Source organism: Stenotrophomonas sp. GD03654 (genome assembly GCF_029845105.1).
Classification (GTDB): Bacteria; Pseudomonadota; Gammaproteobacteria; order Xanthomonadales; family Xanthomonadaceae; genus Stenotrophomonas; species Stenotrophomonas africana.
Genome location: NZ_JAOCLC010000012.1, coordinates 1 through 24,968, shown reverse-complemented (window position 1 = coordinate 24,968; position 24,968 = coordinate 1). Strand labels below are relative to the sequence as shown.

The 24,968-nt window shown below is 66.6% G+C and carries 22 protein-coding genes; 15 read left to right on the top strand and 7 right to left on the bottom strand.

Annotation, left to right across the window (positions count from 1 at the left end; all coding sequences use genetic code 11):
* Nucleotides 1–58: 58 nt before the first annotated feature.
* Nucleotides 59–610: an ATP-dependent protease subunit HslV gene (gene hslV / locus N5J73_RS06930; protein ID WP_005411093.1), complete on the top strand. Its 552-nt coding sequence runs from the start codon at nt 59–61 to the stop codon at nt 608–610.
* A 94-nt stretch (nt 611–704) separates the two neighbouring features.
* Nucleotides 705–2,078: an ATP-dependent protease ATPase subunit HslU gene (gene hslU, locus N5J73_RS06925; protein WP_049443969.1), complete on the top strand. Its 1,374-nt coding sequence runs from the start codon at nt 705–707 to the stop codon at nt 2,076–2,078.
* A 95-nt stretch (nt 2,079–2,173) separates the two neighbouring features.
* On the opposite strand, the gene N5J73_RS06920 is transcribed toward hslU, so the two are convergent.
* Both N5J73_RS06920 and smeT read right to left on the bottom strand, forming a co-directional pair.
* Nucleotides 2,174–3,166, bottom strand: coding sequence for a Gfo/Idh/MocA family oxidoreductase (locus N5J73_RS06920; protein ID WP_049443971.1), 993 nt, complete (start codon nt 3,164–3,166; stop codon nt 2,174–2,176).
* Between the two features lie 45 nt (nt 3,167–3,211).
* Nucleotides 3,212–3,871, bottom strand: a complete 660-nt coding sequence (gene smeT / locus N5J73_RS06915; RefSeq protein WP_005419430.1) for an efflux transporter SmeDEF transcriptional repressor SmeT — start codon at nt 3,869–3,871, stop codon at nt 3,212–3,214.
* A gap of 208 nt (nt 3,872–4,079) precedes the next feature.
* Here smeT and smeD point away from each other — a divergent pair, with 208 nt between their 5' ends.
* The 3 genes from smeD to smeF all read left to right on the top strand — a co-directional run bounded on the left by smeD (nt 4,080) and on the right by smeF (nt 9,910).
* A complete protein-coding gene (smeD, locus tag N5J73_RS06910; RefSeq protein WP_049443973.1) occupies nt 4,080–5,264 on the top strand; it encodes a multidrug efflux RND transporter periplasmic adaptor subunit SmeD in 1,185 nt (394 codons plus the stop codon).
* A 12-nt stretch (nt 5,265–5,276) separates the two neighbouring features.
* Nucleotides 5,277–8,399 (top strand): multidrug efflux RND transporter permease subunit SmeE, encoded by a 3,123-nt coding sequence (gene smeE / locus N5J73_RS06905; protein ID WP_049443975.1) that lies wholly within the window; start codon nt 5,277–5,279, stop codon nt 8,397–8,399.
* 110 nt (nt 8,400–8,509) lie between these two features.
* A complete protein-coding gene (gene smeF / locus N5J73_RS06900; protein WP_141097625.1) occupies nt 8,510–9,910 on the top strand; it encodes a multidrug efflux RND transporter outer membrane subunit SmeF in 1,401 nt (466 codons plus the stop codon).
* 145 nt (nt 9,911–10,055) lie between these two features.
* On the opposite strand, the gene N5J73_RS06895 is transcribed toward smeF, so the two are convergent.
* The 4 genes from N5J73_RS06895 to N5J73_RS06880 all read right to left on the bottom strand — a co-directional run bounded on the left by N5J73_RS06895 (nt 10,056) and on the right by N5J73_RS06880 (nt 11,868).
* Nucleotides 10,056–10,478, bottom strand: a complete 423-nt coding sequence (locus N5J73_RS06895) for a low affinity iron permease family protein (protein WP_049443977.1) — start codon at nt 10,476–10,478, stop codon at nt 10,056–10,058.
* A gap of 67 nt (nt 10,479–10,545) precedes the next feature.
* Entirely contained in the window at nt 10,546–10,881 is a 336-nt protein-coding gene (locus tag N5J73_RS06890) for a hypothetical protein (RefSeq protein WP_005411085.1), read from the bottom strand.
* A 75-nt stretch (nt 10,882–10,956) separates the two neighbouring features.
* Nucleotides 10,957–11,217: a hypothetical protein gene (locus tag N5J73_RS06885; RefSeq protein WP_049443978.1), complete on the bottom strand. Its 261-nt coding sequence runs from the start codon at nt 11,215–11,217 to the stop codon at nt 10,957–10,959.
* A 198-nt stretch (nt 11,218–11,415) separates the two neighbouring features.
* A complete protein-coding gene (locus N5J73_RS06880) occupies nt 11,416–11,868 on the bottom strand; it encodes a nucleoside deaminase (protein ID WP_005411083.1) in 453 nt (150 codons plus the stop codon).
* A gap of 80 nt (nt 11,869–11,948) precedes the next feature.
* On the opposite strand from N5J73_RS06880, the gene ubiE reads away from it, so the two are divergent.
* From ubiE to N5J73_RS06860, 4 genes are all read left to right on the top strand, one after another.
* Nucleotides 11,949–12,710, top strand: a complete 762-nt coding sequence (gene ubiE / locus N5J73_RS06875) for a bifunctional demethylmenaquinone methyltransferase/2-methoxy-6-polyprenyl-1,4-benzoquinol methylase UbiE (protein WP_005411082.1) — start codon at nt 11,949–11,951, stop codon at nt 12,708–12,710.
* Nucleotides 12,711–12,893: 183 nt separating this feature from the next.
* Entirely contained in the window at nt 12,894–14,822 is a 1,929-nt protein-coding gene (locus N5J73_RS06870; RefSeq protein ID WP_049443979.1) for a M1 family metallopeptidase, read from the top strand.
* A 124-nt stretch (nt 14,823–14,946) separates the two neighbouring features.
* Nucleotides 14,947–15,678 (top strand): hypothetical protein, encoded by a 732-nt coding sequence (locus N5J73_RS06865; RefSeq protein WP_049443981.1) that lies wholly within the window; start codon nt 14,947–14,949, stop codon nt 15,676–15,678.
* Nucleotides 15,666–16,298: an HAD family hydrolase gene (locus N5J73_RS06860; protein WP_049443983.1), complete on the top strand. Its 633-nt coding sequence runs from the start codon at nt 15,666–15,668 to the stop codon at nt 16,296–16,298. Before N5J73_RS06865 ends, N5J73_RS06860 begins: the two co-directional genes overlap by 13 nt.
* Nucleotides 16,299–16,561: 263 nt before the next feature.
* Here the strand turns inward: N5J73_RS06860 and N5J73_RS06855 are convergent, their stop codons facing one another.
* Nucleotides 16,562–17,500 (bottom strand): carbohydrate kinase family protein, encoded by a 939-nt coding sequence (locus N5J73_RS06855; RefSeq protein WP_049443985.1) that lies wholly within the window; start codon nt 17,498–17,500, stop codon nt 16,562–16,564.
* 283 nt (nt 17,501–17,783) lie between these two features.
* On the opposite strand from N5J73_RS06855, the gene N5J73_RS06850 reads away from it, so the two are divergent.
* From N5J73_RS06850 to rodA (N5J73_RS06825), 6 genes are all read left to right on the top strand, one after another.
* Nucleotides 17,784–18,830 (top strand): rod shape-determining protein, encoded by a 1,047-nt coding sequence (locus N5J73_RS06850; RefSeq protein WP_005419402.1) that lies wholly within the window; start codon nt 17,784–17,786, stop codon nt 18,828–18,830.
* A 121-nt stretch (nt 18,831–18,951) separates the two neighbouring features.
* On the top strand, nt 18,952–20,034 hold the full coding sequence (gene mreC / locus N5J73_RS06845; protein WP_049443987.1) for a rod shape-determining protein MreC: 1,083 nt from the start codon (nt 18,952–18,954) through the stop codon (nt 20,032–20,034).
* Nucleotides 20,031–20,516 (top strand): rod shape-determining protein MreD, encoded by a 486-nt coding sequence (mreD, locus tag N5J73_RS06840; protein ID WP_049443989.1) that lies wholly within the window; start codon nt 20,031–20,033, stop codon nt 20,514–20,516. The genes mreC and mreD overlap by 4 nt, the downstream gene beginning before the upstream one ends.
* 3 nt (nt 20,517–20,519) lie before the next feature.
* A complete protein-coding gene (mrdA, locus tag N5J73_RS06835; RefSeq protein WP_049443991.1) occupies nt 20,520–22,592 on the top strand; it encodes a penicillin-binding protein 2 in 2,073 nt (690 codons plus the stop codon).
* Nucleotides 22,589–23,701 (top strand): rod shape-determining protein RodA, encoded by a 1,113-nt coding sequence (gene rodA, locus N5J73_RS06830; RefSeq protein ID WP_010481418.1) that lies wholly within the window; start codon nt 22,589–22,591, stop codon nt 23,699–23,701. The genes mrdA and rodA (N5J73_RS06830) overlap by 4 nt, the downstream gene beginning before the upstream one ends.
* Before the next feature lie 164 nt (nt 23,702–23,865).
* Nucleotides 23,866–24,945, top strand: a complete 1,080-nt coding sequence (rodA, locus tag N5J73_RS06825; protein ID WP_049443993.1) for a rod shape-determining protein RodA — start codon at nt 23,866–23,868, stop codon at nt 24,943–24,945.
* The last annotated feature ends 23 nt before the right edge of the window (nt 24,946–24,968 follow it).

Here is a 24,968-nt window from a genome sequence, read left to right as displayed (position 1 = left end):
GGTGTCTTGAAGGGCGCAGGGCAGTCCCCACCTCTGGTTCTGTCACCCCGGAGGCATCATGGACCCCAGTCAGAACCCCAACGTTTTCCACGCCACCACCATCGTCTGCGTCCGTCGCGGCGAGCACGTGGCCATTGCCGGCGACGGCCAGGTCACGCTGGGCCACACCGTGATGAAGGGCAATGCGCGCAAGGTGCGCCGCCTTGGCCGTGATGGCCAGGTGCTGGCCGGCTTCGCCGGTGCCGCCGCCGATGCGTTCACCCTGTTCGAGCTGTTCGAGGCCAAGCTGGAAAAGCACGGCCAGCTGCAACGTGCGGCGGTCGAGCTGGCCAAGGACTGGCGCACCGAGCGTCGCCTCGGCAAGCTTGAGGCCCTGTTGGCGGTGGCCGACAAGGAAACCTCGCTGATCATCAGCGGCACCGGTGATGTGATCGAACCGGAGGACGGCATCATCGCCATCGGCTCCGGTGGTTCCTATGCACTGTCGGCCGCACGCGCGCTGATGGCGCACACCGAACTGGATGCGCGCACCATTGCCAGCGAAGCCATCGGCATCGCCGGCGACATCTGCATCTACACCAACCGCAACGTGGTGGTCGAGGAGCTGTGATCGCTCTTCTGTAGTGCCGAGCCATGCTCGGCAGGGCTGCCCGTCAGCCGAGCATGGCTCGGCTCTACATGCATCTGAATTCGTGAGCACATCCATGTCGAAGATCGAAGTTTCCTCCGCCACCATGACCCCGCGCGAGATCGTGCAGGAACTGGACCGGCATATCGTGGGCCAGCACGACGCCAAGCGCGCCGTGGCCATCGCCCTGCGCAACCGCTGGCGCCGCATGCAGCTGGTGCCTGAGCTGCGCAATGAAGTGATGCCGAAGAACATCCTGATGATCGGCCCGACCGGCGTCGGCAAGACCGAGATCGCGCGCCGCCTGGCCACGTTGGCCAACGCACCGTTCGTGAAGGTTGAAGCCACCCGCTTCACCGAAGTCGGCTACGTCGGCAAGGACGTCGAGCAGATCATCCGCGACCTGGCAGATACCGCCGTCAAGCTCTATCGCGAACAGGCCAAGGTGCGCGTGCGTACCCAGGCCGAAGAGCGCGCCGAAGACCGCATCCTCGATGCACTGCTGCCGCGCCGTAGTGGCGGCATCGGTTTCGATCCGGAAGTCGCGCGCAACGAGCCGTCGGCGCAGGACAACGAGACCCGCATCAAGTTCCGCAAGATGCTGCGCAACGGGGAGCTGGACGAGCGCGAGATCGAGCTCGACCTGGCCGCCAACGTCAGCATGGACATCATGACCCCGCCGGGCATGGAGGAAATGGGCCAGCAGCTGAAGTCGATGTTCGCCAACCTCGGCGGTGGGGCCAAGGCGCACAAGCGCACGCTGACCATCAAGGCTGCGCGTCCGCTGCTGATCGAGGAAGAAGCCGGCAAGCTGGTCAACGAGGACGACATCCGCACCGCGGCGATCGAGGCCTGCGAGCAGCACGGCATCGTCTTCATCGACGAGATCGACAAGGTCGCCAAGCGTGGCGATAACGTGGGTGGTGGCGATGTCTCCCGCGAAGGCGTGCAGCGCGACCTGCTGCCGCTGGTGGAAGGCTCCAACGTGTCGACCAAGTACGGCACGATCAAGACCGACCACATCCTGTTCATCGCCTCGGGCGCGTTCCATTTGGCCAAGCCCAGCGATCTGATTCCGGAACTGCAGGGCCGCTTCCCGATCCGCGTGGAACTGGGCGCGCTGAGCAAGGGTGATTTCGTACGGATCCTGACCGAGCCGAAGGCCGCGCTGACCAAGCAGTACGAAGCGTTGTTGGCCACCGAGGGCGTCAAGGTCAGCTTTACCGCCGACGCCATTGATCGTCTGGCCGAGATCGCCTTCCAGGTGAACGAGCGCCAGGAGAACATCGGTGCCCGCCGCCTGCACACCGTGCTGGAACGCCTGCTGGATTCGCTCAGCTACGAGGCGCCGGACCGCGATGGTGAAAGCCTGGCCATCGACAGCGCCTACGTTGACAAGCACCTGGGCGAGCTGGTGCAGGACCCGGACCTGAGCCGCTACATCCTGTAATGCCCGTTGGGGTCGGATCCCTCGCCCTGGCGATGACTCTGCCCCGCCCACTGCAACAGAAGAGGCCGCCGAAAGGCGGCCTTTTTTGTTGGCGGTCAGTGCGGGTGCCGGGTGCGATAGTCCTGCAGCACCTGGTCGATCACTGCACTGGTGCGGGCGGCACTGAGGCCGGTCGAAGGTGAACGGCCGTTGCCACGCAGTTCTTCGACGAGGGAGGCGATCAACGGCTGCTGCACCGATGGCGGGTTCGGGATATCGAACATCTGCACGCCCGCTTCGGTCTCCAGAACGACTGGAACATCCTCGAAGATGGCAAAGCGCAGCTGCCCGCGGTCGCCGGTGATCTCGATCTCATCCTGGCGGCGGAACGCGCAGAAACTCCAGTGCGTGATGCCGTGCGCGCCCATTCCAGTGCGGAAGCACATCGAAACGCTGTCCTCGGCGGCGTAGGCGCCGGTCAACGAGCTGGCCAGGCCACGCACATCGCTCAGCGGGCCCATTAGATGGTCGAGCAGGTCCAGGGTATGCGAGCCCAGATCGACGAACAGCCCGCCGCCGGCGATCGCCGGGTTGGTCCGCCAGAAGTCCGGCGATGCGGCATTCGCCGAATGCGGCCGATGCAGGGACGCGCGCACGCTGCGCGGCGTGCCGATCGCACCGCTGTCCAGCAGCTGCTTCACCTGTGCGAAGCGAGGCAGGGCGCGGCGGTAATAGGCCACGAACACGGGCACGCCACGGCGTGCGCTGGCCTCCAGCACGCGTTCGCATTCCGCGTGATCCATGGCCATGGGCTTTTCGATGTAGACCGGCTTGCCCGCGGCGATCGCCTGCAGCGCGTACTGCATGTGCGTCGAGGGCGGCGTTGCGACGTACACCGCGTTCACTTCCGGATCGGCGATGAGCGCATCGGCGTCCGCGTACCACCGAGGAATGGCATGGCGCCTTGCGTAATCTTCGGCCAACGCCGCATTGCGGCGCATGACCGCTGCCACCCGTGAGCCGGGTGTACTGGCCAGGGCGGGGCCGCTCTTCTTCTCGGTGACACTGCCGCAACCGATGAAGCCCCACACCACGTTGTCCAGGATCATGGGGCTGTCCTCACATGGGTGCCAGGGTGGCGGCGGCAGCGCCACTCACGCTTCGGGCAGCGGCTCGGGCACGGTGCCGGGCACGAACACGCCGTCCTTCACGTAGGCGGCCAGGGTCATGTCCAGTGCGAGCATGCCGTCGCGCTTGAGGTCCATCAGTTCCGGTTCGACCATCGCCCCGTGCAGCACGCCCAGCACGGTGGCGTGCAGCATGCGCGCGGCGATCTTGGGGTCGGCGCCTTCGCGCAGCTGGCCCAGATCGCGGGCACGGCGCAGGGCGCGCTCCATCCGGTCCAGCGCATCGCGGAAACCAGCCTGCTGCATCTCGGTCAGCACCTTGGTGTCAGCCGACGCATCGCTGCGCAGCATGATCTCCATGGTCTTGCGCAGGCGCTCGTCCTCGGACAGCTCGATGAACGAGTGGATCATCACCGCGCGCAGGTCGTGCACCGGGGTGTCGCGCTGGTCGGTGGAGGTGCGCTCCAGTTCCTGCATGAAGGGCAGGTGCACGCGCTCGACGATCGCGGCCAGCACCTCGCTCTTGTTCTTGAAGTGCCAGTACACCGCGCCACGGGTATAGCCGGCGCGGGCGCCGATCATCTCCAGCGTGGTACGGGCCACGCCGTGTTCATGGAAACAGGCTTCGGCGGCGTCAAGGATGCCTTCCCGGGTTGCCTGGGTGTCCTCTTTGGTCTTGCGGGCCATGGATGGGTACGAGTGCGGGTGAAACGTGGCTGAATTGTACCGGTTTACAAACAAACACGCATGTATGTATATTTCCGTCCCATCATTCCCGCCGCGTGCGTGGCAGGCCGTCGCCGGCTGCTGCTCCCCGCCGGTGAGCGTTGCCTGCTGGCGCTTTCAGCCTGTATCAGAGCGTTTTGAGATTCCTTCCCCTAAGAGCCTTTCCGTCATGTTGCTGAGCCGAATCCGACCCATCGCGCTGTCGCTGGCCATCGCCGCGACCGTGGCTGCCTGTGGCGGCCAACCCGAGGCCCCCGAACAGGGCCCGGGTGACGTCACTGTGGTCACGCTGAAGTCCGAGACCGTGGGCCTGACCCGCGAACTGCCGGGCCGCACCAATGCCTTCCTGGTTGCCGAAGTGCGCCCGCAGGTCAATGGCATCGTCGCCAAGCGCCTGTTCACCGAAGGCGGCATGGTCAAGGCCGGCGAGCCGCTGTACCAGATCGAGGACGCCAGCTACCGTGCCCAGGCCAACAGCGCTCGCGCGCAGTTGGCCCGCGCCGAAGCCACGGCCAACGCCGCCCGCCTGAGTGCAAAGCGCATCACCGAACTGGCCAAGGTCGACGCGGTCAGCCAGCAGGACCTGGAAAACGCCGTCGCCGCGCAGAAGCAGGCCGAGGCCGACGTCGGTGCCGCCAAGGCCTCGCTGGATGCGGCCAACGTCACCCTGGGCTACGCCCGCATCACCGCGCCGATCAGCGGCCGCATCGGCAAGTCCAGCGTTACCCAGGGTGCGCTGGTCAGCGCCGGCCAGGCCAATGCACTGGCCACCGTGCAGCAGCTGGACCCGATCTACGTCGACCTGACCCAGTCCTCGGCCGAGCTGCTGCAGCTGCGCCGTGAGCTGGCCGCTGGCCGCCTGCAGGATAACCAGACGCTGCCGGTCAGCATCCTGATGGAAGACGGCAGCACCTTCGAGCACAAGGGCACGCTGGAGTTCTCCGAAGTCAGCGTCGATCCGGCCACCGGCAGCTTCGGCCTGCGCGTGAAGGTGGACAACCCGGATGGCCTGCTGATGCCGGGCACCTACGTGCGCGCGGTGATCGGCGGCGGCGTGCGCAGCGATGCAGTGCTGGTGCCGATGCAAGGCATCGCCCGCGATCCGAAGGGCGACACCACCGCGATGGTGGTCGGCAAGGACAGCAAGGTTGAAGTGCGCCCGGTCAAGGTCAGCCGCACGGTTGGCGACAAGTGGCTGGTCGAGGACGGTCTGAAGGCCGGCGACAAGGTCATCGTCGAAGGCCTGCAGAAGATCGGCCCCGGCATGCCGGTCAAGGCCACCGAGAAGGGCGCTGCTCCGGTCAAGCCGGACGCCGCCGCCCAGCCTGCCGCCCCGGCCGGCGACGCGAAGTAAGCGGAGAACCCCATGGCACGCTTTTTCATCGATCGACCCATCTTTGCATGGGTGATCGCCATCATCATTATGCTCGCCGGCGGCCTGGCCCTGTTCAAGCTGCCGGTCTCGATGTACCCCAACGTCGCACCGCCGGCGGTGGAAATCAGCGCCACCTACCCGGGTGCATCGGCCAAGGTGGTCGAGGACTCGGTGACGCAGATCATCGAGCAGAACATGAAGGGCCTTGATGGCCTGATCTACTTCTCCTCCAACAGCTCGTCCAACGGTCAGGCCACCATCACCCTGACCTTCGAGAGCGGCACCAACCCGGACATCGCCCAGGTGCAGGTGCAGAACAAGCTGCAGCTGGCCATGCCGCTGCTGCCGCAGGAAGTGCAGCGGCAGGGCATCAACGTGGCCAAGTCCAGCTCGGGCTTCCTGAACGTCATCGCGTTCGTGTCCGAGAACGGCAGCATGGACGCCAACGACATCGCCGACTACGTCGGATCCAATGTCGTCGACCGTCTGAGCCGCGTGCCGGGCGTGGGCAACATCCAGGTGTTCGGTGGCAAGTACGCCATGCGTATCTGGCTGGATCCGAACAAGCTGCATACCTATGGCCTGTCGGTTGCGGAAGTGACCGCAGCGGTCAAGGCACAGAACGCCCAGGTCGCCATCGGCCAGCTCGGCGGTGCGCCGTCGATCAAGGGCCAGCAGCTCAACGCCACCATCAACGCGCAGTCGCGCCTGCAGACCCCGGAACAGTTCCGCAACATCATCGTGCGCGGTGCGCAGGACGGTGCCGAGCTGCGCCTGGGTGATGTCGCCCGCGTCGAACTGGGTGCGGAATCGTACGACTTCGTCACCCGCTACAACGGCCAGCCGGCCAGCGGCCTGGCGGTCACCCTGGCCACCGGCGCCAACGCGCTGGATACCGCCGCTGGCGTGAATGCCGCGCTGGAGGACATGAAGAGCTTCTTCCCGGCCGGGCTGAAGGCCGAGGTCCCGTACGACACCACCCCGTTCGTGCGCGTGTCGATCAAGGGTGTGGTGCAGACCCTGATCGAAGCGATCGTGCTGGTGTTCGTGGTGATGTACCTGTTCCTGCAGAACTTCCGCGCCACCCTGATCCCGACCATCGCCGTGCCGGTGGTGCTGCTGGGTACCTTCGGCGTGCTGTCGATGCTGGGCTTCTCGGTGAACATGCTGACCATGTTCGCGATGGTGCTGGCGATCGGCCTGCTGGTGGACGATGCCATCGTAGTGGTGGAGAACGTCGAGCGCATCATGTCCGAGGAGGGGCTGTCGCCGCTTGAAGCAACCCGCAAGTCGATGGGCCAGATCACCGGCGCACTGGTCGGCATCGGCTTGGTGCTGTCGGCCGTGTTCGTGCCGATGGCCTTCATGAGCGGTTCCACCGGCGTGATCTATCGCCAGTTCTCGGCCACGATCGTTTCGGCGATGGCACTGTCGGTGCTGGTCGCGATCGTGCTGACCCCGGCGCTGTGCGCGACCATGCTCAAGCCGCTGAAGAAGGGCGAGCACCACGTCGCCCATCGCGGCCTGGCCGGTCGCTTCTTCAATGGCTTCAACCGCGGTTTCGACCGCACCAGCGAAAGCTACCAGCGCGGCGTGCGCGGCATCATCCACCGTCCGTGGCGCTTCATGGGCATCGTGGCAGCGCTGTTCGTGCTGATGGGCGTGCTGTTCGTGCGCCTGCCCAGCTCGTTCCTGCCCAACGAAGACCAGGGCGTGCTGATGGCGCTGGTGCAGGCCCCGGTCGGTGCCACCCAGGAACGTACGCTGGAATCGATCGCAGCACTGGAAAACCACTTCCTGCAGAACGAAAAGGATGCGGTGGACTCGGTGTTCTCGGTGCAGGGCTTCAGCTTCGCCGGCATGGGCCAGAACGCCGGCATGGCGTTCGTCAAGCTGAAGGACTGGAGCGAGCGTGACACCGACAATGGCGTGATGCCGATCACTGGCCGCGCCATGGCAGCGCTGGGCCAGATCAAGGATGCCTTCATCTTCGCCTTCCCGCCGCCGGCCATTCCGGAGCTGGGTACCGCATCGGGCTACACCTTCTTCCTGAAGGACAACAGCGGCCAGGGCCACGAGGCACTGGTGGCTGCACGCAACCAGTTGCTGGGCCTCGCTGCCGGCAGCAAGAAGCTGGCCAACGTGCGCCCGAACGGCCAGGAAGACACGCCGCAGTTCCGCATCGACATCGACGCGGCCAAGGCGACCTCGCTGGGGCTGTCGATCGACCAGATCAACGGCACGCTGGCTGCCGCATGGGGCAGCTCGTACATCGACGACTTCGTCGATCGTGGCCGCGTCAAGCGCGTGTTCGTGCAGGCCGACCAGCCGTTCCGCATGGTGCCGGAGGACTTCGACCTCTGGTCCGTGAAGAACGACAAGGGTGAGATGGTGCCGTTCAGTGCCTTCGCTACCAAGCATTGGGATTACGGTTCGCCGCGCCTGGAGCGCTACAACGGTGTGTCGGCCATGGAAATCCAGGGCGAGCCGGCCCCGGGTGTCGCCTCCGGTGACGCCATGGCCGAGATCGAGCAGCTGGCCAAGCAGCTGCCGGCGGGCTTCGGCATCGAGTGGACGGCGATGTCGTACCAGGAGCGCCAGGCTGGCTCGCAGACGCCACTGCTGTATACGCTGTCGCTGATGATCGTATTCCTGTGCCTGGCCGCGATGTACGAAAGCTGGAGCGTGCCGACCGCAGTGCTGCTGGCGGCCCCGCTGGGCATCCTCGGCGCGGTGCTGGCCAACACCTTCAAGGGCCTGGAACGCGACATCTACTTCCAGGTGGCGATGCTGACCACGGTGGGCCTGACCAGCAAGAACGCGATCCTGATCGTCGAGTTCGCCAAGGAAAACCTGGAGAAGGGCGCCAGCCTGATCGAATCGATCATGCACGCCGTGCGCGACCGCCTGCGCCCGATCGTGATGACCTCGCTGGCCTTCGGCATGGGCGTGGTACCGCTGGCGATCTCCACCGGTGCGGGCTCCGGCGCCAAGCAGGCGATCGGCACCGGCGTGCTCGGCGGCATGATCGTCGGCACCGTGCTCGGCGTGTTCTTCGTGCCGCTGTTCTTCGTGGTGGTGCAGCGCGTGTTCAAGCGCAAATCCGCGACGTGACCTGAAACGGTAGTGCCGGCCGCTGGCCGGCACCTACTGCTCGCTTGATGTGAGTCTAACGAGGTTGCCGGCCAGCGGCCGGCACTACCTCCTGCCATCCGGCAGTACCGATGGAAGTCATCCCCATGAAAAGTACATCCCTGTTCCTTTCCATTACCGCAGCGCTCGTGCTCGCCGGCTGCTCCACCCTGGTGCCGAAGAACACCGCTGTCGCTCCGGCGATTCCGGCGCAGTGGCCGGCCGAGGCCGCGCAGGGCGAGGTGGCCGATGTCGCCGCCGTCGGCTGGCGCGATTTCTTCACCGATGCGCGCCTGCAGCAGGTGATCGACCAGTCGCTGCAGAACAACCGCGACCTGCGTGTGGCCGTGCTCAATGTTGAACGCGCGCGCGGCCAGTACCGCGTGCAGCGCGCCGATCGCGTACCCGGCGTGGCCGTCACCGGCCAGATGGACCGCCGTGGTACCGACGCCGGTGTCACCGAGCAGTTCACCGCCGGTGTCGGCGTGGCCGAGTTCGAGCTGGATCTGTTCGGCCGCGTGCGCAATCTCAGTGAAGCGGCGCTGCAGCAGTACTTCGCCGTGGCCGCCAACCGCCGCAACGCGCAGTTGAGCCTGGTGGCCGAGACCGCGACGGCGTGGTTGACCTATGGTGCCGACGCGCAGCGGCTGAAGATCGCCGATGCAACGCTGAAGACCTACGAGGATTCGCTGCGCCTGGCCGAGGCCCGCCACGAGCGTGGTGGCAGTTCGGCGTTGGAACTCACCCAGACCCGTACCCTGGTCGAGACCGCACGGACGGATGCGGCACGCCTGCGGGGCCAGTTGGCCCAGGACCGCAACGCGCTGGCGCTGCTGGCGGGTGGCCAGCTGGATCCGGCACTGCTGCCGGACAGCATCGAACCGCAGCTGCTGGCGCTGGCACCGCCGCCGGCTGGCCTGCCCAGCGACGTGCTGCTGCAGCGCCCGGACATCATGGCCGCCGAACACCAGCTGCTGGCCGCCAACGCCAACATCGGTGCGGCACGCGCAGCGTTCTTCCCGAGCATCTCGCTGACCGGCAGCATCGGCAGTGGCTCGAGTGAACTGTCCAACCTGTTCGACAGTGGAACGCGGGTGTGGAGTTTCCTGCCGAAGATCACCCTTCCGATCTTCCAGGGCGGCAAGCTGCGCGCCAACCTGGCCATCGCCAACGCCGATCGTGATATCGCACTGGCGCAGTACGAGAAGTCGATCCAGGTGGGCTTCCGCGAAACCGCCGATGCGTTGGCATTGAACGTCAGCCTGGACGAGCAGGTCAGTTCACAGCAGCGCCTGGTGGAAGCGGCCGAACAGGCCAACCGCCTGTCACAGGCCCGCTACGACGCGGGGCTGGACAGCTTCGTCACCCTGCTCGATGCGCGGCGTACCGCCTACAACGCGCAGCAGACCCAGCTGCAGGCGCAGCTGGCGCAGCAGGCCAACCGCATCACCCTGTACAAGGTGCTGGGTGGCGGCTGGCACGAGCGCGGCTAGTCCGCGCTTCTTCTTGTAGGTGCCAACCTTGGTTGGCACAGGGCCAGGCGCCTGCACGGACGCATCCGTGCCAACCAAGGTTGGCACCTGCCTGATGATCGATGGTAGTGCCGGCCGCTGGCCGGCATTGTCATTCCGGGGCCCGCTACACCGCTTCATCGTCGCGCCGCGCCGCATGGCAGGCGCGAACGCGCGCCAGCGCATCGCCGGCTTCGCGCGCCATCTGCTCGTACTCCGCGCGGATCTCTTCCAGGCGCGCTTCGTCCAGTTCTTCCAGATCCAACAGTTCGTTGTTGGCTTCGGCGGTCGCCCGGATCAGCTCGTCCAGCTTGATCTGCATCGCGGCGGTGTCCGCGTTCTGCGTGTGCTGGATCAGGAACACCATCAGGAAGGTGATGATGGTGGTGCCGGTGTTGATCACCAGCTGCCAGGTGTCGTTGAAGCCGAACACCGGACCACTGATGCCCCAGATCACCACGATCGTTACTGCAGCCAGGAAGGTCCACGGCGAGCCGGTGGCGGCCGCGGCCTTCTTGGCGATCGTATTGAACAGGTTTCGTACTTTCATCGTCGTCGTCCCACTCAGGTGACGAAGATGATCGGCAGTGGCCCGTGCAGGCGCCGTGCAGCGGCGGTCAGGCCCGCATGCGCTGCAGCCGCGGTGCCTGCAGGCTGCGCACCGGACTGCTCTGGTAGACGTGCTGCCAGCAACGGTCGACGAACTCGCGGGCCTGGGCTTCGCTCAGCCGCGGCATGATCTGCAGGGCGTACTGGGTCTGGAACATCTCGTCACGTTCGGCCTCGCTGGCGCGCGGCTGGGTGATCAGCGAATCGCAGGCGAACTTGATCCACGGCACGTACGAGCCGAACGAGTTGTGCGGCAGTGCGCCTTCGGCATGTTGGCGGCGCCAGTGATCCAGCTCGGCGTCAACGTTGATGACCGGAGGAATGGTGGGGACTTCAGCGTGCATGACAATCCAGTTCGGTTGAGTGGAAAGGGAGTGGGGGTTCATCGGAGTGTGGCGTATGTGGCGGTGCATGCCGCGTCAGCGGGATGTGGAGCTGGCGTTGGCATGGCCGATCAACTGCGCATGCTCGACGGCACCGAGATCTTCGGCCAGGTTGGCCATCGCGTTGCACAGACGCTCGTGGTCGAGCGGATGGTGATGGACCAGCTCCAGCTGCATGCGCTGGTAGGCGGTCCAGAACAAGGCGCCGCGCCGGTGCAGTGCATATTGCCGCTGCAGGCGTTCGCGGATCGGATCGAGGATCGAGTCTGGCGTGGGTCGTACGGCGTGCGCGCACATGGCTGGCTCCGCCGGGGAAAGAAGTCCCGGTAACCCCACCCTAGGCGCGGCAGCCGGGCGGGGTGTTACCGCAGCGTGTGCACGCTGCGCAGCTGACTGTGCACGGGTTCACGGCAATGGCCGCAAACGCTGCCGGCACTAGGGCGTGCCGGCACTGAAGCGTTCATTAAACGGGTTCAACAGGACACTGCGTGGTGATCATTCACCGATGTCTTCATTCCAGATCTCCGGGTGCTGCGCAATGAAGCCGCCCAGCAGGTCCACGCATTCCTGGCTGTCCAGGTCGATCACGTTGACGCCGTTTTCCCGCAACCAGTCAATGCCGCCCTGGAAGGTGCGCGATTCGCCCACCACCACGGTGCCGATGTTGAACTGGCGCACCAGGCCCGAGCAGTACCAGCACGGTGCCAGGGTGGTGACCATGATCGTGTCCTGGTAACGGCGCTGGCGGCCGGCCTTGCGGAACGCATCGGTTTCGCCGTGCACGGACGGGTCGCCTTCCTGCACGCGGCGGTTGTGGCCGCAGCCAAGCAGGCGGCCGTCGTTGTGGTACAGGGCCGCGCCGATCGGCACGCCGCCCTCGGCCAGTCCCTGGCGGGCTTCGGCGATGGCGGTCTGCAGCAGGGCCTGGTAGTCGGGCGTGGTGATCATGCGGGGCTCCGGTAAGTCGTGGCCCGCCATGATACGGGCAGGGGGTGCCGCTGGCCCCCGGCGGTGCGATAATCGGGGTCATGAGCGAATCCCCCTACAAAGCCGGTACCACCCATTTCGGGTTCCGCGACGTCGCCGCCAAGGACAAGCAGAAGCTGGTCGGCCAGGTGTTCACCTCGGTCGCGCGCAACTACGACCTGATGAACGACCTGATGAGCCTGGGCGTGCACCGGGCGTGGAAGCGCTACTACGTGGCCACCGCGCAGGTGAAGCCGGGCGACCGCGTGCTCGATCTGGCGGGCGGCACCGGCGACATCGCCGCCCTGCTGAAGGAGCGCGTTGGCGCCGAGGGCTCGGTGGTGCTGGGCGACATCAACGCCGGCATGCTGTCGGTCGGCCGTGATCGCCTGACCAACCGCGGCCTGGTGCTCGGCCTGGACTACGTGCAGTGCAACGCCGAGGCCCTGCCGTTCCCGGACAACAGCTTCGACCTGGTCACCATCGCCTTCGGCCTGCGCAACGTGACCGACAAGGACGCCGGCCTGCGCGAGATGTACCGCGTGCTGAAGGTCGGCGGCCAGGCCCGCGTGCTGGAGTTCTCCGAAGTCACCGCAGACTGGTTCAAGCCGATCTACGACTTCCACTCGTTCAAGATCCTGCCGAAGCTGGGCAAGCTGTTCGCCAATGACTCGGACAGCTACCAGTACCTGGCCGAGAGCATCCGCAAGCACCCGCCGCAGGATGAACTGAAGGCGATGATGGGGCAGGCCGGGTTCGAGCGCTGCCACTACAAGAACCTGACCGGCGGCATCGTTTCGATCCACTCCGGCTACAAGCTGTAAGCCCGTTGTTCCGGTAGTGCCGGCCGCTGGCCGGCATCTGCGCGGCCAATCACCGGGCGACGGGGTTGCCGGCCAGCGGCCGGCACTACCGGCGCTGTGTCCGCCATTACCCCGCACCGCGCAACGCCTGCGGGGCCGGAGGGAGGTACCATTGGGGTTTGATCCCCGTAACGGTCCCGATTCATGCGTAATCCGCTGATGCTCCTTCCGCTGGCCGTGGCCCTGGCCGCCGGCTGCTCCCAGGAGGCGGCCGCGCCCGCCGCCGCCCCGACTGCCGCAAAGGCCCCCACCGCCCCCGTGAACGCCGAGAACCGCAGCCACGACGAAAGCTCGTACGCCGAGCCGGACAAGGTCGTCATCAAGGACATCGCGCTGGATCTGAAGCTGGATTTCGACCAGAAGCAGATCGGCGGCACCGCCACCTACACCCTGGAATGGAAGCAGAAGGACGCCAAGCAGCTGGTGCTCGACACCCGCGAGCTGACCGTGTCCAAGGTCGAGGCCGTCGGTGCCGATGGCGCGCGCAGCCCGCTGCAGTTCGCGCTGGCCCCGGTCGACAAGGTGTTCGGCAGCAAGCTGACCATCGAGACCCCGGAACAGCCGGCCAAGGTGGAAGTGACCTACCACACCGCACCGACCGCCTCGGGCCTGCAGTGGCTGGCGCCGTCGATGACCGAAGGCAAGAAGCTGCCCTTCATGTTCAGCCAGTCGCAGGCCATCCATGCCCGTTCCTGGGTGCCGCTGCAGGACACCCCGAGCGTGCGCTTCACCTACAGCGCGCACGTGGTCTCGCGGCCGGACGTAATGGTCCTGATGAGCGCCGACAACGATCCGAAGGCCGCGCGTGATGGTGACTACACCTTCAAGATGCCGCAGCCGATTCCGTCCTACCTGCTGGCCATCGCCGCCGGCGACCTGGTGTTCGAGCCGATCTCCGGCCGCTCCGGCGTCTGGGCCGAGCCGACCATGGTCAACAAGGCCGCCAAGGAATTCGAAGACACCGAGAAGATGATCGGTGCCGCCGAGAAGCTGTACGGCGAATACCGCTGGGGCCGCTACGACATGCTGGTGCTGCCGCCGTCGTTCCCGTTCGGCGGCATGGAAAACCCGCGCCTGACCTTCGCCACTCCGACCGTGATTGTCGGCGACAAGTCGCTGGTCTCGCTGGTCGCCCACGAACTGGCGCACAGCTGGTCGGGCAACCTGGTGACCAACGCCAGCTGGAAGGACATCTGGCTCAATGAAGGCTTCACCACCTACGTCCAGGGCCGCATCACCGAAGCGCTGTATGGCAAGGAGATGGCCGAGATGGAGAAGCAGATCGACCAGACCGACCTGCTGGCCGAAGTGAAGGACATGAGCCCGGCCGACCAGGCGCTGGCGCTGCCGCCGCTGAACGAGCGCGACCCCGACGAAGCCCTCAGCCAGGTGGCCTACGTCAAGGGTGCATGGTTCCTGGAATTCCTGGAACAGCGCTTCGGCCGCGAGACCTTCGATCCGTTCCTGCGTGGCTGGTTCGATGACCACGCCTTCCAGAGCGCGAATACCGACCAGTTCGTCGCGTACATGAAGAAGAACCTGCTGCCGAAGAAGCCGTCGGCAGTGACCGAGGCCGAGCTGAAGGCATGGCTGGACGAGCCGGGCATTCCGGCGTTCGCGGCCAAGGCGCAGTCGCGCAACTTCAGCAGCGTCGATACCGCGCGCATCGCCTTCGCCAGCGCCGGCACCGTGCCGAGCAGCCAGGTCATCGCCGACTGGAGCACGCAGGAATGGGTGCGCTTCATCGACGGCCTGGGTGCGACCCAGCCGCTGGACAAGCTGGCCACGCTGGACAAGGCCTTCCACTTCACCGGCACCCCGAATGGCGAGATCGCCATGCGCTGGTACCCGCTGGCGATCCGCAGCGGCTACGAGCAGGCCAATGAAGGCGCGGCCGCGTTCATCGAGCGCGTTGGCCGTCGCAAGCTGATCCTGCCGATCTACGCCGAACTGGTGAAGACTCCGAAGGGGCTGGAGCTGGCCAAGCAGGCCTTCGAAAAGGCCAAGCCGGGCTATCACCCGATCACCACCGCCTCGGTCCAGGACATGCTGGCCAAGGCCGAAGCCAAGTAAGAAAACGCGCCGGGCATCCCCCGGCGCTTTTTTTGTAGAGTCGAGCCATGCTCGACTGGCTCTTCAACAGCAGTCGAGCATGGCTCGACTCTACAGAATCGCGAATACACGAAGGACCTCCACCATGAATCGACTGATCCTGCTCACCGCCTGTACGTTGGCCCTGGCCGCCTGCAGCAACCCCGAGGAAGAGCGCAAGGCGCAGGAAGCCGCCGCGGCCGCCGTGCAGGCGCAGAAGGAGGCCAAGGCCGAAGACGTGGCCAAGCAGTACGACATGGCCGTGGCCGCGCAGGACTGGGAGCGTGCGCGCCTGCATGGCGCCTCGCTGCTGGACCAGTACAAGGACACCGCCGCCGCCGAGCGCATCGCCGCAGGCTTCGACGAGGTCAAAGCCAAGGGTGATGCCGCGCGCGACCTGCGCCGCATGCAGGCGCTGTGGCAGTACAACCAGATTCCGGTGGGCAACAAGGGCAACCAGGTTTCGGCGCAGATCTACAGCAAGGAACGGGTGGACGTGGATGGCAGCGGCGCCAAGCCGGTGCAGCTGGTGTTCCGCGATCACCCGGAGTGGAAGCGGCATGCGTATCTGGTGCTGCAGGCCGGCGATTTCCGTTGCCCGCAGTGCACGGTGAAAGTGACCGTGGACGACGGCAAGCCGATTTCCATGGCGGCGTGGCGCCCGAAGACCGATGAAGCCATTGCCCTGTTCATCACCGACCAGAAGGCGCTGTGGAAGCTGGCGCGCAAGGGCAAGTCGATCAGCATCGAGTTCCCGGTCAAGGCCGGTGGTACCCGCACCGCCGTTTTCGAAACCGGTGGCGTCGACGCCAGCCGCATGCCGCAGTGGTGGCAGTGAAGGTTGCGGCGGGCATCGCAGTGCACGCCTTGTCCGCGATCCGGCACTGGGTGTTCGACATGGATGGCACGCTGACTGTGGCCGTGCATGATTTCGCCGCGATCCGCCGCGCGCTGGAGATCGCCGCGGAGGAAGACATCCTCGACCATATCGCAGCGCTGCCGGAAGCGCCGGCGCAGGCCAAGCGCGAGTGGCTGTTGGATCACGAGCGCGCGCTGGCCGAGGAGGCGCTGCCGGCGCCGGGTGCGGTGAAGCTGCTGCGCGCGCTGTCGGCGGCGGGCTGCCGGCTGGGCATCCTGACCCGCAACGATCATGCGCTGGCGAAGCTGACGCTGGAGGCGATCGGGGTCGGGGCGTTGTTCGACGATGCCGACATCATCGGCCGCGATGAGGCGGTGCCCAAGCCCTCGCCGGATGGCCTGCAGCAGCATCTTCGTCGCTGGGGCATCGGGGCTGCGCAGGCGGTGATGGTCGGTGACCACGCCTACGACCTGGAGTGCGGCCGTGCCGCGGGCGCCCATACCGTGCTGGTCAACCTGCCGGAGAACCCGTGGCCCGGCAGCGCCGACTGGCATTTCGCCGATTGCCGCGCCTTGCTGGCGGCCTGGCAGGGCGGCTGACGATGTAGAGCCGAGCCCACGCTCGGCTGCTCTCCGGTCAGATCGCGCTGGCGCGTGCAAGCCGAGCATGGGCTCGGCTCTACAGAGCGCAGGCAACGTGCCGGTCGGAGGTTCCGGCAGTGCCGGCCGCTGGCCGGCCGTGTCGACCAAGGTCGACACCTACCAACAGCATTCCCGGCAGCACATCGGGTGGAAAGCCCCCTTGTTGTTCAAGGGGGCGCGCCGAAGGCGCGGGGATAAGGTGGGATGCGCGGGCAGTTCGTTTACGCGTTCAACGCGTAACCGAACTGCTGCTTGAACTGCTCGTTGAACTCGTCGAAGGTGAAGCGCTGGTTCTGCGTGCCCGGGTGCTCGACCTTCAGTGCGCCCATCAGGTTGCCCATGCGGCCGATGGTCAGCCAGTCGTAGCCCTTCTGGATGCCGTAGATCAGGCCGGCGCGGAAGGCGTCACCACAGCCGGTCGGGTCGACCACGCGGCGCTCGTGCGCCGGCGGGATGTCGTAGCTCTTTTCCGGGGTATGGATGACCGCGCCCTTCGGGCCGCGGGTGGTGATGTAGGCCTTGACCCGGCTGACGATCTCCTTCTCGTCCCAGCCGGTGCGTTCCTGCAGCAGGTTCGACTCGTAGTCGTTCACCACCACGTAGTCGGCCTGCTCGATGAACTCGCGCAGTTCCGGGCCGTTGAACAGCGGCATGGCCTGGCCCGGGTCGAAGATGAACGGGATGCCGTCTTCGTGGAATTCCTGCGCGTTCTGGATCATGCCCTCGCGGCCGTCCGGGCCGACCAGGCCCAGGGTCACGCCCGGCACGCCACGCACGTGGTTCTCGTAGGAACGCATCATCGCGCCCGGGTGGAAGGCGGTGATCTGGTTGTTGTCGTGGTCGGTAGTGATGAACGCCTGCGGGGTGAACAGCTCATCGATCACGCGCACGCGCGACAGGTCGATGCCCAGGCCTTCGAAGTACTCGCGGTACGGGCCGAAGTCCGAACCCACGGTGCCCATCGGGATCGGCTGGCCGCCCAGCAGGTGCAGGTTGTAGGCGATGTTGCCGGCGCAGCCGCCGAACTCGCGGCGCATGCGCGGCACCAGGAAGGACACGTTCAGGATGTGCACCTTGTCCGGCAGGATGTGATTCTTGAACTGGTCCGGGAACACCATGATGGTGTCGAAGGCAAGAGAACCACAGATCAGAGCGGACATCGATGTAAGCCTATGCGGTGAATTTTGGGGTGGGCCGGCCCGGTTCGGCGGGCAAGCAAACGGCGCCCTTGGGCGCCCGACGGCGCAAAGGTTACCCGCTGGTGCCGCTCAGGGCCAGAAGCGGGTGAGACCCGATCAGGCCGAAAGCCTGTGAAGACGCGGGTTCAGCTAGTTTTTTCCTTGCTCGGCGGCAGGCGGGTTGCTAGGCTTGTCGGCCTCGATTTCTGCCCATTTTTTCGCCATCCCGCGGCGGGCACGACACCCCTCAGGACTCCTTCCTCAGATGTTCAAGAAACTCCGTGGCATGTTCTCCAACGACCTGTCCATCGACCTGGGCACGGCCAACACCCTCATCTACGTGCGCGGGCAGGGGATCGTGCTGAACGAGCCATCGGTCGTGGCCGTGCGTCAGGACCGTGCCATCGGTGGCACCCGCTCGGTGGCAGCCGTAGGCGCCGAAGCCAAGCAGATGCTTGGCCGTACCCCGGGCCACATCACCACCATCCGCCCGATGAAGGACGGCGTCATCGCCGACTTCACCTATACCGAGGCGATGCTCAAGCACTTCATCAAGAAGGTGCACAAGTCGCGCGTGCTGCGCCCGAGCCCGCGCGTGCTGGTCTGCGTGCCGGCCGGTTCGACCCAGGTCGAGCGCCGCGCGATCAAGGAATCGGCCGAGGAAGCCGGTGCCCGTGATGTGTTCCTGATCGAAGAACCGATGGCCGCCGCGATCGGCGCCGGCATGCCGGTTACCGAAGCGCGTGGCTCGATGGTCATCGACATCGGCGGCGGCACCACCGAAGTGGCGGTGATCTCGCTCAACGGCATCGTCTACTCGGCGTCGGTGCGCATCGGTGGCGACCGCTTCGACGAATCGATCACCAACTACGTGCGCCGCAACCACGGCATGCTGATCGGTGAAGCCACCGCCGAACGCATCAAGGTGGAGCTGGGCTGCGCCTACCCGCAGGCGGAAGTGATCGAGATGGAAATCTCCGGCCGCAACCTTGCCGAGGGCGTGCCGAAGATGATCAAGATCAGCTCCAACGAGGTGCTTGAAGCCCTGCACGAGCCGCTGTCGGGCATCGTCAGCGCGGTCAAGCTGGCGCTGGAGCAGACCCCGCCGGAACTGTGCGCCGACGTCGCCGAGCGCGGCATCGTGCTGACCGGTGGTGGCGCCCTGCTGCGTGACCTGGACCGCCTGATTTCCGAGGAAACCGGCCTGCACGTGCAGGTGGCGGACGATCCGCTGACCTGCGTGGCCCGCGGCGGTGGCCGTGCGCTGGAGCTGGTCGACATGCACGGCAACGAGTTCTTTGCGCCGGAATAAGCCGTCCCGGCTGCCTGCGCCCGCAGCGCCCCTCCGGGGTGCGGCCCACCACGAGGGTGGGCCGGCACCGGCGGGGCGCCCGCGTGTTTCCCTTCCGCCTTCTGCCAGTTGAATCGTTGCCGTGCCGCCCTACGCCGGACCTCCCGTTGCTTCCCGATCCGGTGATGCCGCCAGCCCGCTGCGTCTGCTGGCTTATCTCGCACTGGCCATCACCCTGATCGTGCTTGACGACCAGGCCGGCTGGCTCGCGCAGCTGCGCGGGCAGGCCAACAGCCTGGTGCAGCCGGTATGGGCACTGGCGGGCCTGCCGGGCAAGCTCGGCAACCAGGTCAAGGATTCGGCGGCCAGCCACGGCCAGCTGGTCAACGAGAACCGTGAACTGCGCAACCAGCTGCTGCTGGCCAACGCGCGCCTGACCCGCCTGCAGACCGCCGCGCTGGACAACGCCCAGCTGCGCGAACTGCTGAACGTGGCCGAGCGCAGTGGCCTGGACGTGCAGTTGGCGCCGATCCTGGACATCGACCTGGACCCGGTGAAGCAGCGCCTGGTACTCGACGCCGGCAGCCGCGAAGGCGTGCACGTCGGCCAGGCGGTGATCGATGCCGGCGGCCTGATGGGCCAGGTGATCAGCGTCACTGGCGGTACCTCCACCGTGCTGCTGCTGACCGACCCCGACCACGCGGTGCCGGTGACCGTGGCCCGCAACGGCGTGCGCCTGATCGTCTACGGCCGCGGCGACAAGCTGGAACTGCGCGACATCCCGCTCAGCGCCGGCGTTGAAGTGGGCGATGAGATCGTCACCTCCGGCCTCGGGGGCCGTTTCCCGGCTGGCTTCCCGGTCGGCACCATCACCGGCCTGCGCCCGGACGATACCCATGCCTTCCTGGTTGGCGAACTGAAGCCGGCCGCCCAGCTGGACCGCGGCCGCGACGTGCTGCTGCTGCGCCCCGGCGCTGCGATCCGTATTCCGCCGAACCTGCGCCTGCAGCTGGAAGAGACCGCCCCGGGTGGCCCGGCCACCGGTGCCGCTGTACCGGCGCCGACAGCGCCGCCTGCCACTTCGCCTGCCGCGGGCCCGGCTTCGGTGGCGGCAACGCCTGCGCCTGCGACGGCAACGCCGGCTGCCCCATCGCCAGCCAAAGCCGCGTCGACCGTGCCGCAAGCGACTGAACCGCCCCCGCCCGCTGCGGAGGCCCAGCGATGAGCCGCCTGCGCGACAACCCGTGGGTGCTGCCGGCCAGCCTGGTGGTGGCGCTGCTGCTGGGCCTGCTGCCGCTGCCGGCGCTGCTGCAGCCGCTGCGCCCGTACTGGCTGGCGCTGGTGCTGGCCTATTGGGTGATCGAAGCGCCCGAGCGCGTCGGCCTGGGCGTCGCTTTCACCAGTGGCGTCATCGCCGACCTGCTGTACGGCGGCGTGCTTGGCGAACAGGCACTGCGGCTGGTGATGCTGGCCTTCATCCTGCAGCGCTTCCGCGCCCGCATCCGCTTCTTCCCGATGTCGCAGCAGATGCTGGCCATCGGCGGCCTGCTGTTCAACGACCGCATCGTCAGCGCGCTGGTGCACATCCTGGTGGGTGAACCCACCCTGCCGTGGTCGTACTGGTGGGCACCGCTGTTGGGCATGGGCCTGTGGCCGCTGGTGTTCGTGCTGCTGGATGCGGTGCGCTTCGGCAAGCGTGGGCGCTGAGCCATGATCCCGCGTCGCCAGGTCAAGAATCCGCACGCCGAAGCCGAACAGTTCCGCCGCCGCGCGGCGCTGGGCTTCCTGGGCGTGCTGGTCTGCCTGCTGGGCCTGGGCGGCTGGTACTTCAAGCTGCAGGTACTGGACCACGACGTCTACGCCACGCGCTCGGAAGCCAACCGCATCAAGCCACGGCCGGTGGTGCCCGGGCGCGGCATGATCTACGACCGCAACGGCCGCCTGCTGGCCGAGAACGTGCCGGCCTTCCGCCTGGACGTGACCCCGGACAAGGTCAAGGACATGGACGCCACCCTCGAAGGGCTGGCAAAGATCATCAGCATCAGCCCGGAAGAGCTGGAAGCGTTCAACAAGTCGCGCAAGGCGCGGCGCAAGTTCCTGCCGGTCACGCTGAAGCTGCGCATGAGCGACGAGGAAATGGCGCGCTTCGCCGTCGACCGCTGGCGGTTCCCCGGTGTCGAGCTGGAACCCTACCTGACCCGGCGCTACCCCTACGGTGACCTGTTCGCGCACATCATCGGCTACGTCGGCCGCGTCGATGACAAGGATCTGGAGGTCCTCGGCGAGGGCAACGCAGCACTGACCCACATCGGCAAGTCGGGGTTGGAGCGCTATTACGAGCAGCAACTGCGCGGCAAGGTCGGTTACGAACAGGTAGAGACCAACGTGCAGGGCCGTGCGATCCGCACCATCGGCCGCGTCGCCGCGCAGTCCGGTGCCGACCTGCGGCTGTCGATCGACGCCGACCTGCAGCGCGCCATGGTGGCCGCCTTCGGTGACCAGGAAGGCTCGGCGGTGGCGATGGACCCGCGCACCGGCGAAGTGCTGGCGATGGTCAGCCTGCCGTCCTACGACCCCAACCTGTTCGTCAACGGCATTTCCCATGCCGACTTCAAGGCATTGAACGAAAACCCGTCGCGGCCGCAGTTCAACCGCCTGGTACTTGGCGGTGTCGCCCCCGGTTCCACGCTCAAGCCGCTGATCGGCCTGGCCGGCCTGGACTCCGGCGTGCGTCGCCCGGAAGACAAGGTGCTGTCCACCGGCATGTTCTACCTGCCGGGCACCTCGCGCGGCTGGGGTGACGCCCACCGTGGCGGCCATGGTTGGACCGACCTGCGCAAGTCGATCGCCGAATCGGTCAACACCTATTACTACAAGCTGGCGCTGGACCTGGGCATCGAGCGCTTCGACCACTACATGGAGTACTACGGGTTCGGCCAGCCGACCGGCATCGACCTCACCGGCGAGATCGGCGGCATCCTGCCGTCGCCCGACTACAAGCGGAAGAGCCGCAAGGAAGCCTGGTACCCCGGCGATACGGTCAACATCAGCATCGGCCAGGGCGACTGGAAGGTCACCCCGCTGCAGCTGGCGCGCGGCGTCAGCGCGCTGGCCGACGGCCAGCTGCGCACCCCGCACCTGGTGATCCAGCAGCGCGAAGGTTTCGACAGCGACTGGGCGGCGACGTCGCCTGGCGAGACCAAGCCGGTCAGCCCCAACCCCAACAACCTGCAGGCCGTGCGCGAAGGCATGATGGCCACCATGCGGCCCGGCGGCAGTGGCTGGCGCGTGGCGGTCGGTGCGCCGTACGTGATGGCCGGCAAGACCGGTACTGCACAGGTCATCAGCCGCAAGGGCACCGCCGCAGTGAATCCGAAGAGCCTGCCGATGCATCTGCGCCACCGCGCGCTGTTCGTCGGCTTCGCGCCGGCGGACAACCCGGTAATCGCGATTGCGGTGGCGGTGGAAGGCGGTGGCTATGGTGGCTCGGCCGCCGCGCCGATCGCCCGCAAGGTGTTCGATGCGTATCTGCTGGGCAAGATGCCGGAGGGCATGGAGCCGCTGGACAGTGAGCGCGGTACCACCGCCATCGGCGCCACGGCGTTCGACAACGAAGACGCGGGTGCGCGCCAGGCCGGCGACCTTGCCGCTGCACAGGTTGGAGAACATCCGGTGCTGATCGGTGTACCCGCACCGGAACCGGCGCCTGCGCCGCAGCCGGGTTCGCAGGCCGCCGCGCTGCCGGCCACGCCGCGCCCGACCACCGCGGAGCCCGCACGATGAGAGTGTTCCTGCGTTGGGCCGGCGACATGCTGCGCCGCTTCTTCAGCACGCTGGACTGGGTGCTGTGCCTGGCCTTGGGCGCGCTGATGGTGATCGGCCTGGCCACGCTGAAGAGTGCCGGTGGCGACGGCCTGGTAATGGCCCAGGGCGCGCGCTTCGCAGTGGGCATGGCCGCGCTGTGGGGCATCTCGCGGGTGCCGATCCTGCGCATCCGCTCGGCCACGCCGATGATCTATGCGATCTCGATGATCCCGTTGCTGGCGGTGTTCGTGCTGGGCACCGGCAAATATGGCCGGCAGTGGCTGGACCTGAAGTTCTTCTACCTGCAGCCGGCCGAGCTGCTGAAGGTCAGTCTGCCGATGATGGTGGCCTGGTACCTGCACAAGATGCCGCTGCCGCCGCGCTTCAACACCGTGCTCGTGGCCCTGGTCATCATCGGCGTGCCCACCGGCCTGGTGATGTTGCAGCCGGACTTCGGTACCGGTGTGCTGATCGCCGCCAGTGGCGTGTTCGTGCTGTTGTTGGCCGGCCTGCCGTGGTGGTGGGTCGGTCTGGGTGTGGGCGGCGTGGCCGCGGTCGCGCCGGTGGCCTGGTTCTGGCTGCTGCGGCCCTACCAGAAGGACCGCATCATGATGTTCCTCGACCCGGAGATGGATGCGCTGGGTGCTGGCTGGAACATCATCCAGTCGAAGATCGCGATCGGTTCCGGCGGCTTCGATGGCAAGGGGTGGGGCGAAGGCTCGCAGTCACACCTGAACTTCATTCCCGAACAGACCACCGACTTCGCGTTCTCGGTGCTGAGCGAGGAATTCGGCTGGATCGGCGTGGCTACCGTGCTGGCACTGTATCTGGTGGTGATCGGGCGCTGCCTGTGGATCGCCAGCCAGTCGCGGGATTCCTATTCGCGCCTGCTGGCCGGCGCTACCGGCCTGGCGTTCTTCGTCTATGTGCTGGTGAACGGCGGGATGATTTCCGGCTTGCTGCCGGTGGTGGGCGTGCCGATGCCGCTGATCAGCTACGGCGGTACCTCGGCGGTGTCACTGCTGGCTGGCTTCGGATTGGTGATGGCCGTGCGTAGCCACAACCCCGTACACGGCGGCTACGGCTGAGCCCGGCTCCGCAGCCTTTGTAGAGTCGAGCCATGCTCGACTGCCTTCCGTACAGCGCGTGCCGGCCCCAAGCCGAGCATGGCTCGACGCTACAAACGCAGAAGCACCATGACAGCTTCACGCAAGCGCCCGTTGCTACCGTGGCGGACGTGGAATGGAAACGAATGCTTGGCGGCAGCCGTGAGGCGGTGCGCACGATCGACCTGCCGTTGCTGGTCGCGTTGTTGATCCTGATGGCCGCGGGACTGGCGGTGCTGCACAGCGTGTCCGGCCCGGTGGGCGGGCAGGCGGCGCGCTTTGCCGGTGGCCTGGTGGCGATGTGGCTGCTGTCGCGTGTTTCGTTGCTGCGCCTGCGCGCGTGGACTCCGGCGTTGTACACGCTGTCGATGCTGCCGCTGATGGCGGTGTACGTCATCGGCACCGGCAAATATGGGCAGCGCTGGCTCAACCTCGGCGTGTTCTACCTGCAGCCGTCGGAGCTGCTCAAGCTCAGCCTGCCGTTGATGATGGCCTGGTACCTGCACCGGCAGCCGTTGCCGCCGTCGCCACGCACGGTGCTGGCCGCCGCAGTGCTGATCGGCGTGCCGGCGGTGCTGATCCTGATGCAGCCGAACCTCGGCACTGCCACCCTGGTCACTGCCAGTGGCGTATTCGCATTGTTGCTCGCGGGCCTGCACTGGGGCTGGGTGGCCATCGGCGCGGCGGGGCTGGCGGTGGCCGCACCACTGGCGTGGTTCGGTCTGTTGCGTCAGTACCAGAAAGATCGCGTGCTGACCTTCCTCGATCCGGCGGCAGATCCGCTCGGCACCGGCTGGAACATCCTGCAGTCACGCATCGCAATCGGTTCTGGTGGCTGGCAGGGGCGTGGCTGGGGGCAGGGCACCCAGGCCACGCTGGATTTCCTGCCCGAGTACACGACCGACTTCGCGTTTTCGGTGCTGGCCGAGGAATTCGGCTGGATCGGTGTGGCGACGCTGTTCGCGCTGTACCTGTTCGTGGTCGGACGCTGCCTGTGGATCGCAGTGCATGCGCGCGACACGCATGCACGGTTGCTGGCCGGCAGCCTGGGGCTGGCGTTCTTCGTTTACGTACTGGTGAACGGTGGCATGATTTCCGGCCTGCTGCCGGTGGTGGGCATTCCGATGCCGTTGATCAGCTATGGCGGGACATCGGCGGTCTCGCTGTTGGCCGGCATCGGACTGGTAATGGCGGTGCGTGGGCACCGGCCCGTGCACGGGGGATAGGGTTTCCAGCCAACGGCGCAGCC